This is a genomic window from Mesorhizobium sp. M7A.F.Ca.CA.001.04.2.1 (genome assembly GCF_003998485.1).
Lineage (GTDB): Bacteria > Pseudomonadota > Alphaproteobacteria > Rhizobiales > Rhizobiaceae > Mesorhizobium > Mesorhizobium ciceri.
In genome coordinates this window covers 1-12,654 of sequence record NZ_RZQT01000059.1, presented here as the reverse complement: position 1 = coordinate 12,654, position 12,654 = coordinate 1, and the positions used below count along the sequence as shown (strand labels likewise).

Below are 12,654 nucleotides of genomic sequence, written 5' to 3'. Positions count from 1 at the left end.
GTCCCCGTGAAAGCAGTGCGGTCAAAATTATGAGGATGATTTTATTTGCTTTTTTCACTTGCCCCAAACGGCTTCACAAGGGTGCCAGACGGAAACGAGACCGTCAAGAAACAAGCGGTCGGCTCCGAGTTCATGGATGACGTCGCTGCTGCAGGCGGGCAGGCCGAGCGCACTGCCGATCGTTTGCGCCATCGCTTTCGAGAACAGGAAGCCGCTGCGCCGTTCGGTATCCTTCCACTCGACGACCTTGAGCTTGGCATCGACGCCCTTGGTCGCCAGCCAGTCGACCGCCACGGTCTCGCCACCGACGGCGTCGATCAGCCCGTTGGCAACGCCCTGGCGACCGGTGAATATCGAGCCGTCGGCAAGCACCAGCGCTTGTTCGCGGCTCATCTTGCGGCGTTCGGCGACGATGTCGACGAACCAGTTGTAACTGTCGAGGATGAGCTTGCGAACCATGGCGCGCTCGTCGTCATTGGTCGGCTTGAAGGGAGAGGGCGCGGCTTTCAGCGGCGAGGATTTCACCTCCTCCAGCTTGACGCCGAGTTTGTCCATCAGGCCGCTGACGTCGGGATACTGGATCAGCACGCCGATCGAGCCGACGATCGAGGTCTTGCGGGCAACGATGTGATCTGCGGCACTGGCGATCATATAGCCCGCCGATGCGGCGAGCGTGCCGACTTCCGCCACCACCGGCTTGTCGGCGGCCAGCTTGCGCACTTCTTCATAGATCGATTCACCGCCAACGGTGGTGCCGCCAGGCGAATCGATCGACAGGATCACGCCTTTCACCTTCGATGAAAGACGGATGGTTTCCAGCCGCTTGATCAGTTCCTCGTCCTCGGTGATCGTGCCTTCGATCTTGACCTTGGCAATATGGTCGACCGTCGAGCCGCCGAAATCGTCGCCATAGAACCAGGTTGAAAGCGCAATCACCCCAAGGGCTATGATGCCTATGGCGACGACGCGCCAGAATGTCAGCTTGCGCCGCAAACGGCGGCGGTCGATCAGGTCGTCGGCTCTCAGTGCCATGGTCAGCCTTTCAGTCGGCGGGAGGAGACGCTTTTAGACCATGATCCTCCCATCTGGAAGCAGTTCTCTTTTGCGCATGGCGAGACAAGTCGGCGCCTGGACGTGAGGTGGCTATCCGCGTCGGCAGTCGACGGGGCCGGGTCGGGCCCTCTCCAGGCGTCGGTCTGCTCACATATTCGTGCAATCGCCACCAGGTCGGGCGACGAGACCGATGGCTGATAAATTTTACGCCGCGTGTCTGTTTCTGCTATGGAGAACACGCAGTTGTGCGGACTTCGTTTTCGTCTGTACAAAGGCGGCTGTCACATTTTTGCAGTTTTCGTGGGCTTGTGCTTGCTTGAAAGCGCCGGCGTCCCACCTATAGGCGGTGCCCAAGGGCGGGCAGGGTTAGAAGAAAGCAGTGAATGTTAGCGCGACCGATTGAACCGACCGACGCCGAGGCGGTGTTGGCTCCCCCGGCGGACGGCCGGACGCGCGGCGATGCTTTCGACCGTGCACAGCGTCATTCGCGCCGCGTGCGCGTTCTCAAATTTGCCGTGCCGGTGGCCGCAGCACTGATAGCGGTCGCTTTCCCGGTCTACTCCTATCTCGCCGCACCCGTCTCGGTGAAGATTCAGGCGGAAGGCACTGCCTTTTCCAACGGCAAGCTGGTGATGGCCAATCCCAAGCTCAACGGTTTCACCAAGCAGAAGCAGCCTTATTCGATGACGGCGCTGCGTGCCATTCAGGATGTCAGCACGCAAGGTATCATCGAGCTGGAAGGCATCGACGCCAAGGTGCCGATCGCGTCCGACAATGTGGCGGCGGTCAAGGCCTCGCACGGCACCTACGATCGCGACGGCAATACGATGAACCTGACCAGTGACGTGACGATCACCACGACCGACGGCATGCAGGCCAAGTTCAAATCGGTCTTCCTCGACATGGGCAAAGGCACTATGAAGACAGGAGATCCCGTCGATGTCAGCCGTGGCGGGTCGCGGATCACGGCGGATACGATGTCGGTCCAGGACAATGGCAAGATTCTGGTTTTCGAGAACAAAGTGCGCGTCAACATCGATTCCGCCGCCCTGAAGGCGGCACAGGGAAACAGCGGAGAAACCAATGCGGCTCAGTAGTTCGACGCGGCTCGCGGCTGCAACTTCAGCGTTGCTGCTGCTCGGACTCGTGCCGTCATGGGCGCAGACGACCAGTCAATCAGGCCTCAAACTGTCCGGCGACAAGCCGATCCAGATCGAGAGCGACAAGCTGGAAGTCCGCCAGGCCGACAGTGTCGCCATCTTCACGGGCAATGTCAGCGTCGTCCAGGGGCCGACATTGATGAAGGCCGGCAAGATGACGGTCTACTACGTCAAGGACCCCAACGCCGCTGCCAAGGGCACGGAGGCCGCGGGTGCTGCGATGACGGGCTCGGCCAACATCGACCACCTGGAGATCTCCGACAAGGTCTATATCAAGTCGGATGCGCAGATCGCGACCGGCGATCAAGGCAGTTTCGATATGAAGAGCCAGGTGCTGGTGCTTTCGGGCAAAAAGGTCGTTCTGTCGCAAAACGACAACGTTCTGGTGGGCTGCAAGCTTACCGTGCAGATGAAAAGCGGGCTGGCTCAGGTGGATCCATGCGCTGGGCAACGTGTCCAGATGTCGATCACGCCGCCGCCGAAATCGGGAGCGACGAACCCCTGATGGCCAGCCTGTCGTCGCTGACGGCGCGTCTTCCGGGACGGGCCGCCGGCAAGCTTTCGGCGCCGGCCACGGTGACCGTCGATGCGGGAAAGTTCAAGGGAACCCTGATCGCCAAGGGGCTGACCAAGAGCTACAAGGGCCGCAAGGTCGTCAGCGGCGTTACCATCGGCGTGCGCGCCGGAGAGGCCGTTGGACTGCTCGGCCCCAACGGCGCCGGCAAAACGACCTGTTTCTATATGGTTACCGGCCTGGTGCCGGTGGATGAAGGCACGATCGAGATCGACGGCTTCGATGTCACGTCGATGCCGATGTACCGTCGCGCACGCCTCGGCATCGGCTATCTGCCGCAGGAAGCATCGATCTTCCGCGGCCTCAATGTCGAGCAGAATATCCGCGCCGTGCTGGAAGTGGTCGAAAAGGACCGCAAGGTGCGCGAGCGCAATCTCGACGAACTGCTCGAGGAATTCCACATCAGCCATCTGCGCAAGGCGCCATCCATGTCGCTTTCGGGCGGCGAGCGGCGACGCTTGGAAATCGCGCGAGCGCTGGCGACGCGTCCGGCCTACATGCTGCTCGACGAGCCTTTCGCCGGCATCGATCCGATCGCCGTCGCGGATATCCAGCAACTGGTGCGCCACCTGACGGCGCGCGGCATCGGCGTCCTCATCACCGATCACAATGTGCGCGAAACGCTCGGCCTCATCGACCGCGCCTACATCATCCATGCCGGCCAGGTGCTGACCCATGGAAGGGCCGACGAAGTGGTGGCAAACCCGGATGTGCGGCGACTTTACCTCGGCGAGGGTTTCACCCTCTGAGCGTGAAATTTGTTTCCTGACACGATTTTTGCGGTTCGCGCGGCGCTTTTTCGTCGATTTTGCTCCGAGATAACGCTCCGGTAAGCGAGTTTTGCTACCAATTGCCTTGACAAGCAAAAGCCGGGCCAGTTTCTATGGCCGGCTGCAAAATTCCTTTCCGGAAGTCCGGATGCGTAGACGAGGCGTTTGAAACCGAACCATGGCGTTGGCGGCCAAACTACAGCTACGACAATCGCAGTCGCTGGTGATGACGCCGCAACTGATGCAGTCGATTCGGCTGCTGCAGTTCACCCATGTCGAACTCGAGCATTTCATCGACGAGGAAATCGAGCGCAATCCGCTGCTGGAGCGCGCCGAGCCGCAGGACGATGCCGCCAGCGACCAGGCGCAGAAGATCGAGGCGGAGCCGCAAGCCGCCCCCGAAGGCGACTGGTTCGAAAACGAGACGCAGTGGAGCGCGGAGGCGATCTCGGACAAGCTCGACACGTCGCTGGAAAACCTGTTTCCCGACGACCCGGGCACCAGCGAGCGGCTCGGTCCCGACCTGACGGCGCAATGGAAATCGGCTTCCGGCAATGGCGCGGGTTCCTCATCCGAGTGGTTTGACGCCGGCGATATGGCGACTGCTGCGATCACGCTGCGCGACCATGTCGGTGAACAGGTGGCGCTAGCCTTCGCCGATCCGGCTGCACGTCTGATCGCCGCCGACCTCGCCGACGGCCTTGACGAGACCGGCTACCTGCGTGCCGATCTGGCCGAGATCGCCGCTCGTCTCGGTGCGGATGCCGCCGCCGTGGCGAAGGTGCTGGCGGTGTGTCAGACCTTCGAGCCGGCCGGCCTGTTTGCCCGCGACCTGGCCGAATGCCTGTCGCTGCAGCTTGCCGTGCGGAGCCGGCTCGATCCGGCGATGAAGGCGCTGGTCGCCAATCTCGAACTCCTGGCACGGCGCGATTTTCACGCATTGAAACGGATCTGCGGTGTCGACGAGGAGGATCTGCTCGACATGCTGGCCGAAATCCGGGCGCTCGATCCCCGGCCGGGCATGGCGTTTTCGGGCGGCGCCAGCGACGCGATCGTCGCCGATGTCGAGGTGCGCGCGGCCAATGACGGCAGCTGGACGGTCGAACTCAATGCCGAAACGCTGCCGCGGGTGTTGGTCGACCATATCTATTTCGCCCAGGTCTCTCCGCAGGCCAAGAACCAGGCGGAAAAGGATTTTCTGGCCGAATGCCTGCAGAACGCCAACTGGCTGACGCGCAGCCTCGACCAGCGGGCAAAGACCATCCTCAAGGTCGCTTCGGAAATCGTTCGCCAGCAGGACGCCTTCCTCGTCCATGGCGTGCGGCAGCTGAAGCCGCTCAATCTGCGCACGGTGGCCGACGCCATCGGCATGCACGAATCGACCGTCAGCCGGGTCACAGCCAATAAATACATGCTGACGCCGCGCGGCGTGTTCGAGCTTCGCTATTTCTTCACCGCCTCGATCGCCGCATCGGGCGGCGGCGATGCGCACTCCTCGGAAGCCGTGCGTGACCGCATCAAGCAGTTGATCGACGAGGAGAAGCCCGTCGACGTGCTTTCCGACGATGCAATCGTCGACATGTTGCGCGAAAGTGGCGTCGACATTGCAAGGCGTACGGTCGCCAAGTACCGGGAAGGCATGAATATCCCCTCCTCGGTGCAGCGCCGGCGCGAGAAACGTGCGATGGCCAGCGCCGGGCGCTGAGGCGGGTCGATTTTCCACAAGCCAGCACTTCATTGACAAGCCGCGGTGAACTGGCTAGAAGCCCGCCCGCATGAGACGGGCTAGATGCCCGCATGCGGATGGTCCGTCACGACGTTGGCCTCGGGACGGTCAAAGGGCGGCTTGTGATCAACCGGAAAGTCTGGATTTAAAATCGGCGCAAGTGACGCCGCAAAGCTTGTGCGCACGGATCACGAGTATAAACTCGGGCCAGTTTGAAGCCTGAGCAAGGAAGGTCAGTTTTCAGATGAATCTGCGCATATCGGGAAAACACATGGACATCGGCGATGCGTTTCGGACACGCATCAACGATCGTGTCGGCGAAGCGATCGGCAAATATTTCGATCGCGGCTTTGCCGGACATGTCACGGTCATCAAATCGGGCTCGCGCTATTCGGCGGATTGCATGATCCGGCTGGATTCCGGCGCTTCGCTGCAGGCCACCGGCGATGCCCAGGATCCGACGCTTGCCTTCGAGGCGGCGGCGGACCGTCTGGAAACCCGCCTGAGGCGCTACAAGCGCCGGCTGAAATCGCACAATTCGGGCGCCGCCAACGGCCAGCCAACCGACATAGCCTACACGGTGATGGCGCCGCTTGCCGATGACGACGAGGACATTCCGGAGAATTTCGCGCCGGCCATCGTCGCCGAATCAACCATGACGCTGAAGACCATGTCGGTGGCGTCGGCGGTCATCGAGCTCGACACCAAGGACAGCCCGGTCTTCGTCTTCCGCAACGCGGGAACCGACCATCTCAACATCGTCTATCGCCGACCCGATGGAAATATCGGTTGGATCGACCCGTCGACGACCAAGGTCGCACAAGCGTGACGACAACGGTCGCACGGTGACGACAAGGGTCGCACGGTGACGACGAGGTCGCACTGGGATAAGAGCCGGCCGCACGAGGGGTGAGGACTGGTGACGGCAGGCGAACAAGGGATTTTCAAGCATGGATCTGAGCGATCTTATCAACGTTCCGGCGATATTGCCGGCGTTGAAGGCGAACTCCAAGAAGCAGCTGCTGCAATTGCTGTCCGAACGGGCGGCGGCGATTTCCGGCATTCCGGAGCGGGAGGTGTTCGACACCATCCTGCAGCGTGAGCGGCTGGGTTCGACCGGCGTCGGCAACGGCATCGCCATCCCGCACGGCAAGCTGGCCGGCGTGAAGCGCATCGCAGGTGTTTTCGCCCGGCTGGAGACGCCTGTCGATTTCGAATCGCTGGACGATCAGCCCGTCGATCTGGTGTTTCTGCTGCTGGCGCCGGAAGGGGCGGGCGCCGATCACCTCAAGGCACTGTCGCGCATCGCGCGAGTGCTGCGTGACGCCGACACGGTGGCCAAGATCAGGGGTACGCGCGACGCCGCGGCTATCCACGCGCTTTTATCGGACACCCAGGCCTCGCACGCGGCCTGATTTTTCTGGTGAGACGACATTCAAGGGCCGCCACGGGCGGCCCTATGCGTTTGAGCCTGCTGGTCGCGCCTAACAGGGCGGCGCGCTGGGCCTTAGTGGATGGCGACCGTGGTCAGGTCGTTTTCCATGGCACCGGCCAGTGCGCGGTCACGCGCGTCGGAAAGCAGGATCGGCTGGCCATTGGCGGCAAACAGCGCCCACAGTTCCATGCCGGGAGCGATTTCGCCGAGATTGGGGAAACGGCCGAGCAATTCGTCGCTCGAGACCTTTCTGAGATAAGCGACCGAGCCCTCGCCGAGATGAGCGAATTCGCCATTGGTCATGGTGATAGTTTCAGTTCTGGTCATTTCAAAGCCTCCTTGGCGCGAGGACGCCGCTCAAGGCCATCCCGCATGAGAGCCATCGGTAAAGATCAGTCTTTCACCGATATGTTTATTTTCCGTACCAGCCGTTCGGACTCCGGCCGATCGAGGTCGATCGCCAAAAGGCCGTTCTTCAACTCCGCTGCGATCACCCGCATGCCGTCGGCCAGCACGAAACAGCGCTGGAACTGGCGCGCGGCGATGCCGCGATGAAGAAATTCGCGCTCGGTGTCGTCGGTCTGACGGCCGCGCACGACCAACTGGTTTTCCTCCGTGGTGACATCGAGATCGCTTTCGGCGAAACCGGCGACCGCCAATGTGATGCGCAACCTTTCGGTTTTGCCGTCGGCGCCGCTGAGGCGTTCGATGTTGTAGGGAGGGTAGCTGTCACCGGACTTCGCCAGGCGTTCCAGGGTCTTTTCCATGGCGTCGAAACCAAGCAGAAGCGGGCTGGAAAAGGGCGTCATTCGGCTCATGTTACACTGTCCTCTCAAGAGCGACATAAAGTGGAAAAACCCAGATGGCATTTTTCCCGATGGCCTTGATATGGTCCGCCCCGCGACCAAGTTCAAGCCGTCAACAGACCCGCCCAAAAAGACCAGGCCGTGGACTCACAGGAATGACAGACATGGCGCTTGAAACGGCGAGCAGATGCAAGGAAAAGCGCGCGGGTCGGGATTGTCTTCCCCGGTCGAGCGGTTCGGCCTGGCAGCTCGCGGCCGCTTCGGCGTCATTTGGATGTTCCGATCGGATCGATGCAAGTCCACGACCTCGCCAAACAAGGAATTGAAATGCCCCAGTCACGCAAGATCATCATCGACACGGATCCCGGCCAGGATGATGCCGTCGCCATATTGCTGGCGCTCGGCAGCTCCGAACTGGAGATCGTCGGCATATCAGCCGTTGCCGGCAACGTGCCGCTGAAGCTTACCGAAAAGAATGCCCGCAAGATCTGCGAGCTGGCCGGCCGCCCGGACATCAAGGTCTATGCCGGTGCCATCCGGCCCCTGACGCGCGAACTGGTCACCGCCGAGGAAGTGCATGGCAAGACCGGCCTCAACGGTCCGCAATTGCCCGAACCGACGATGAAGCTGCAGGACCAGTACGCGGTCGATTTCATCGTCCAGACGCTGATGAGCGAAGAAAGCGGCACGATCACGCTTTGCGCGCTCGGCCCGCTCACCAACATTGCGCTGGCGCTGATCCGCGAGCCGCGCATCGCACCGCGCATCAAGGAAATCGTGCTGATGGGCGGCGGCTTCTTCGAAGGCGGCAATGTCACCCCGACCGCCGAATTCAACATCTATGTCGACCCGCAGGCCGCAGATGTCGTGCTCAAATCCGGCATTCCGATCGTCATGATGCCTCTCGACGTCACCCACAAGGCGCTGACCACCGCCAAGCGCACGCAGGCCTTCCGCGCGCTGGGCACCAGGGTCGGCACCGCCACTGCGGAGATGCTGGAGTTCTTCGAGCGCTTCGATGAAGAGAAATACGGCACCGACGGTGGCCCGCTGCACGATCCTTGCGTCATCGCCTATCTGTTGAAGCCGGACCTGTTCAAGGGCCGCAACTGCAACGTCAGCGTGGAAACCGCCTCGGAACTGACCATGGGCATGACCGTGATCGACTGGTGGGGCGTCACCAAACGGCCGAAGAACGCCATGGTGATGCGCGACATCGACCATGATGCGTTTTTCGCCTTGCTAGTGGAGAGGCTGGGGCGGCTTAACTGACCGTCAGAACAGAACTGAACTTGTGAGCACGCGTCTTCACTCATTGAGAAACCGATAGGTGTCTCCGCCGCGCTTATGATGTTGCCGCTCGATGGGGATGACCGAACCGACAAGGTGCGGCATCCCCACTTCATCATCGATGATGTCACCGCGTTGTTGCCATCAAGGCGGACATCGTATGTGTAATACAGCCCGCGCCCGGCAGCCATCTTCGGATTGATGGGCATTAACCTCACATACTCGATAGTGCCCATCACACTCTGAGTTGCCACAACCGGATTGTCCTGGTTCATCGCAATCGGGATCAGCGCCGCCAGGGGCAGTGCGCAGAAGAATACGACACCAATGACTGCGTCTCGGTATTCTGCCTGAAACAGAAGCAGGCGGTTTCTGAGAGAAGATACTGTTGCCATGATTCAATTCACGAATCGGTAGAAGACGAAGCCATTGTCGCGCGTGACGCGTTCGATGTTTGTGCGCGAGCCGATCAGATGCGGGTGATCGTCATCGATAAGGACAGACGAACCGTTCTCGATAGAAACCAGATATATGCCGCGGCCATGGTCCAACCGGACACTTTCGACGTTTGCCTCGACTGTGTCGACCGATCGGATCGGGCTGGCGTCGTTGATCCATTTGTTTGCCGCCAACATGATCATAACCGCAAACGCACCAATAAAGAGGATCACGCCAGGCGCGTTCCTCTTCAAACCATCCCAAGTCCAAAAGACAGACATGAATCCCTCAAGCCAGATTCATGTGGTGGTGGGACAGCACACTTTCAATCTGTTGCCATTCCAGGGTGCTGCAACTCCTTGCGGCGCCGGCTCGGCCGCCTTTACTTCGACCGCGAAAACGCCAGCCACAGGCCGCCGCCGACCATGAAGCTGCCGCTGATCCTCGACAGGAGTTTGATGCGGCCGGCCGACAGCAGGCGCCCGGCGCGGCCAGCGGCCAGCGCGTAAGTCGAATCCGAGAAGGCGGCGAAGATCATGGCGGTCAGACCCATGACGGCGATCTGCAGCGAGTAGTTGCCTTGCGGCGAAATGAACTGCGGAAAGAAGGCGCCGAAGAAAATCAGCGTCTTGGGGTTGCTCAGCGCCACCAGCAGGCCCTGCAGGAAGAAGCCGCCGCGCGGCTTTCTCGCTGTTCCATCGGCATTCAACGTGCCCTTGGAACGGAACATCTGCACACCCATCCAGATCAGATAGGCGGCACCGATCAGCCGTACCCATTCGAACCAGTGGCCCATGCCTGCGATCAGCGTGTTGAGGCCGATGCCGACGATGGCGATCATCACGGCAAGCCCGGCCTGCGTGCCGGCGACGTTGGCGAGGCCGGCGCGCGAGCCATGGCGGATGCTGTTGGCAATGATCAGCGTGACCGTCGGACCGGGCACCAGGATAATGACGATGCAAGCGAGGACATAGGCGGCGTAGAGTTCGAGCGACATGCTTTTTCCCCAGGAATACCGCCGAGGCGGCGCGGCTGAGGATAATCAATGCATGGCGGCGATAGCGATGCAAGCCGGTGCGCGAAGCGCCGCGGCACGCCAACGCGTGCGATTCAGGCGCCGGCCGGCCAGGGCAGTGTTGCCTCATAGGCGGCCGCCGCCTTGAGCACGGCAAGGTCGCCGCGTGGCCGGCCGATCAGCTGCATGCCCATCGGCCGCCCTCTATCGTCGAAGCCGACCGGCACATTGGCCGCCGGGCAGCCGCCCAAGGTCGCGAAGGCGGAAACCTGCATCCAGCGGTGATAGCTGTCCATTGTGCGTCCGGCGACCTCACGCGGCCAATGCGTATCGATGTCGAAGGGGAAGACCTGTGCTGTCGGCAGCGCAATCAGATCATAGCGGGCGAAGATCGACAGAAGCGTGCGATGCCAGGACGTGCGGATGACCGAAGCGGCGCGGATCTGCGGCGCCGTCAGCCGCGTTGCGTTCTCCACTTCCCAGATGGCTTCCGGCTTGAGCAGGCGGCGCTTTGCGGGATCGTCATAGTGGGTTTTGAGCGCGCAGCCGCTGCTGGCCTGGCGCAGCGTCACGAAGGCCTGCCACAGCGCTTCGAAATCGAAATCCGGCAGCAGGGGCTCGGTCGCGAAGGACGCTTCCGCAAAGCGGCCAAGTGCCGCCTCGCACAGGCCGAGAATGCCTGTTTCTACCGGCAGATGACCGCCGAGATCACCGAGCCAGGCGATGCGGCCACCAGTTGCGGGTATTCCAAGCCCTTCGAGGAACGAGCCGGGTTTCTCGTAGGACAATGGCGCGTGCGGGTGGTAGCCGGCCTGCACATCGAGCAGCAGTGCCATGTCACGGACGTTGCGGCCCATCGGCCCGTCGACGCCCATCTGCGCATGGAAGACTTCGAAATCGGGTCCACCGGGAACAAGTCCTTGCGACGGGCGGAAGCCAAAAACATTGTTCCAGGCGGCCGGGTTGCGCAGCGAGCCGCCAAAGTCGCTGCCATCGGCGAGGGGCACCATGTCGAGCGCCAGGGCAACGGCCGCGCCGCCGCTCGAGCCTCCGGCGGTCAGGGCCGGATCGAAGGCGTTCAGCGTCGGCCCGAACACGGCGTTGTAGGTGTTGGAACCAAGCCCGAATTCGGGGACGTTGGTCTTGCCGATGATAATGGCGCCGGCATTGCGGATGCGCTCGACGAAGAAATCGTCCTCCTGCGGCACGAAATCGGCGAAGATCGGCGAGCCGAAAGAGGTCCTGAGGCCCGTGGTCGAGGCGAGGTCCTTGATGGCCATCGGCAGGCCGAAGAGCGGGTTGGTTTTGGCTCGCGTCGGGCTGGCATCGGCCGCATCGGCTTCGCGCAGGATATCGGCGCGATCGCGCAAGGAGACGATGGCGTTGACCAGCGGATTGACCGCCTCGATGCGGTCGAGGAATGCCGCCACCACCTCGCGCACGGAAAGCTCTCTCTCCCGGATCGCGCCGGCGAGTTCGACTGCGGACAGGCGGCAGATGTCGCCTGCCGGCGGCACGGCATGTTTCGTTTGAGGGCGCAGCATTTTAACGGCTTTCCTGCAGCGCCTGATCGACGTCTTTGGCGAGCGGGATCGCCGGTTGGGCGCCAGGCTTCAGGCAGGCCAGCGAACCGGCCGCGCCGGCGCGCGCCAGCGCCTGTTCGAGCGTGAGGCCCGACGACAGGCTGGCGGCGAAATAGCCGCAGAACGTATCGCCGGCGCCGACCGTGTCGACAGGGGTGATCTTGCGTGCCGGAACGGTGAGGAAATCACTCGGTGTCGCCGCCATCACGCCGTCGCCGCCGAGCGTGACGACGACGGTGCGGCCGGTCTTTCCGGCAAAGTCGCGCATGCGGGCCGCCCGGTCGCGGCCTTGCAGCGACAGCGCTTCGCCATAGAGGTCGAACTCGGTTTCGTTGGCGACGACATAGTCGGCCTTGCCGATAAAGCCGGCTGCTTGCCCCTGGAAAGGCGCCGTGTTGAGCACGGCGATGGCGCCGGCCGCCCTTGCCTGGTCGAGGGCGGCATCGACGGTGGCCAGCGGAATCTCATTTTGCAGCAGCACGACGTCGCCTTTTTTCAGAAAGGCCTTGGAGAGATCGCCTGGCACCACGGAAGCGTTGGCGCCCGGCACCACGGCGATGATGTTTTCGCCGTCGTCGGCGACCATGATCAGTGCCGTGCCGGTCGAGGCGTGAGTCTCGGCAACGCCGGACAGGTCGACCTTGCCGTCGCGCAGCAATGCCAGTGCCTCGGCTGCGAAGCTGTCCCTGCCGACGGCGCCGACCATGCGCACCGCGGCACCGGCGCGTGCGGCGGCCAGTGCCTGGTTGGCGCCCTTGCCCCCAGGCGCGGTGGTGAAGGCCGAGCCCCGGCGAGACGGTGGGC

At 62.2% G+C, this 12,654-nt stretch carries 14 protein-coding genes; 7 read left to right on the top strand and 7 right to left on the bottom strand.

What is annotated here, in order from left to right:
- Positions 1-54 precede the first annotated feature (54 nt).
- On the bottom strand, positions 55-1,032 hold the full coding sequence (gene sppA / locus EN955_RS19335; protein WP_024502825.1) for a signal peptide peptidase SppA: 978 nt from the start codon (positions 1,030-1,032) through the stop codon (positions 55-57).
- Between the two features lie 404 nt (positions 1,033-1,436).
- On the opposite strand from sppA, the gene lptC reads away from it, so the two are divergent.
- The 6 genes from lptC (at position 1,437) to ptsN (ending at position 6,698) form a co-directional block, all read left to right on the top strand.
- Positions 1,437-2,150, top strand: coding sequence for an LPS export ABC transporter periplasmic protein LptC (gene lptC / locus EN955_RS19330; RefSeq protein ID WP_013529584.1), 714 nt, complete (start codon positions 1,437-1,439; stop codon positions 2,148-2,150).
- Positions 2,137-2,718: an LptA/OstA family protein gene (locus tag EN955_RS19325; protein ID WP_013529585.1), complete on the top strand. Its 582-nt coding sequence runs from the start codon at positions 2,137-2,139 to the stop codon at positions 2,716-2,718. Before lptC ends, EN955_RS19325 begins: the two co-directional genes overlap by 14 nt.
- On the top strand, positions 2,718-3,536 hold the full coding sequence (lptB, locus tag EN955_RS19320; RefSeq protein ID WP_013529586.1) for an LPS export ABC transporter ATP-binding protein: 819 nt from the start codon (positions 2,718-2,720) through the stop codon (positions 3,534-3,536). Before EN955_RS19325 ends, lptB begins: the two co-directional genes overlap by 1 nt.
- A gap of 199 nt (positions 3,537-3,735) precedes the next feature.
- A complete protein-coding gene (gene rpoN / locus EN955_RS19315) occupies positions 3,736-5,262 on the top strand; it encodes an RNA polymerase factor sigma-54 (protein WP_024502824.1) in 1,527 nt (508 codons plus the stop codon).
- 265 nt (positions 5,263-5,527) lie between these two features.
- Entirely contained in the window at positions 5,528-6,112 is a 585-nt protein-coding gene (gene raiA, locus EN955_RS19310) for a ribosome-associated translation inhibitor RaiA (protein WP_013529588.1), read from the top strand.
- A gap of 121 nt (positions 6,113-6,233) precedes the next feature.
- A complete protein-coding gene (gene ptsN, locus EN955_RS19305) occupies positions 6,234-6,698 on the top strand; it encodes a PTS IIA-like nitrogen regulatory protein PtsN (RefSeq protein WP_013529589.1) in 465 nt (154 codons plus the stop codon).
- Positions 6,699-6,790: 92 nt separating this feature from the next.
- Here ptsN and EN955_RS19300 read toward each other — a convergent pair whose 3' ends face one another.
- Together EN955_RS19300 and EN955_RS19295 are read right to left on the bottom strand one after the other, a co-directional pair.
- Positions 6,791-7,045 (bottom strand): DUF1150 family protein, encoded by a 255-nt coding sequence (locus tag EN955_RS19300; RefSeq protein WP_013529590.1) that lies wholly within the window; start codon positions 7,043-7,045, stop codon positions 6,791-6,793.
- 65 nt (positions 7,046-7,110) lie between these two features.
- Entirely contained in the window at positions 7,111-7,536 is a 426-nt protein-coding gene (locus EN955_RS19295) for an Hsp20 family protein (protein WP_013529591.1), read from the bottom strand.
- 315 nt (positions 7,537-7,851) lie between these two features.
- Here EN955_RS19295 and EN955_RS19290 point away from each other — a divergent pair, with 315 nt between their 5' ends.
- Complete coding sequence (locus tag EN955_RS19290) at positions 7,852-8,796, top strand: nucleoside hydrolase (RefSeq protein ID WP_024502823.1); 945 nt, start codon at positions 7,852-7,854, stop codon at positions 8,794-8,796.
- A 416-nt stretch (positions 8,797-9,212) separates the two neighbouring features.
- On the opposite strand, the gene EN955_RS19280 is transcribed toward EN955_RS19290, so the two are convergent.
- The 4 genes from EN955_RS19280 to EN955_RS19265 all read right to left on the bottom strand — a co-directional run.
- Positions 9,213-9,533 carry a hypothetical protein gene (locus tag EN955_RS19280; protein ID WP_013529594.1) on the bottom strand — a complete coding sequence of 107 codons (321 nt, stop codon included), beginning with the start codon at positions 9,531-9,533 and terminating at the stop codon, positions 9,213-9,215.
- Positions 9,534-9,634: 101 nt separating this feature from the next.
- Positions 9,635-10,249 carry a LysE family translocator gene (locus EN955_RS19275; RefSeq protein WP_013529595.1) on the bottom strand — a complete coding sequence of 205 codons (615 nt, stop codon included), beginning with the start codon at positions 10,247-10,249 and terminating at the stop codon, positions 9,635-9,637.
- 113 nt (positions 10,250-10,362) lie between these two features.
- Entirely contained in the window at positions 10,363-11,811 is a 1,449-nt protein-coding gene (locus EN955_RS19270) for an amidase (RefSeq protein WP_024502822.1), read from the bottom strand.
- 1 nt (position 11,812) lies between these two features.
- On the bottom strand, positions 11,813-12,654 hold an 842-nt coding region (locus EN955_RS19265), incomplete at its 5' end, for a ribokinase (protein WP_164769895.1).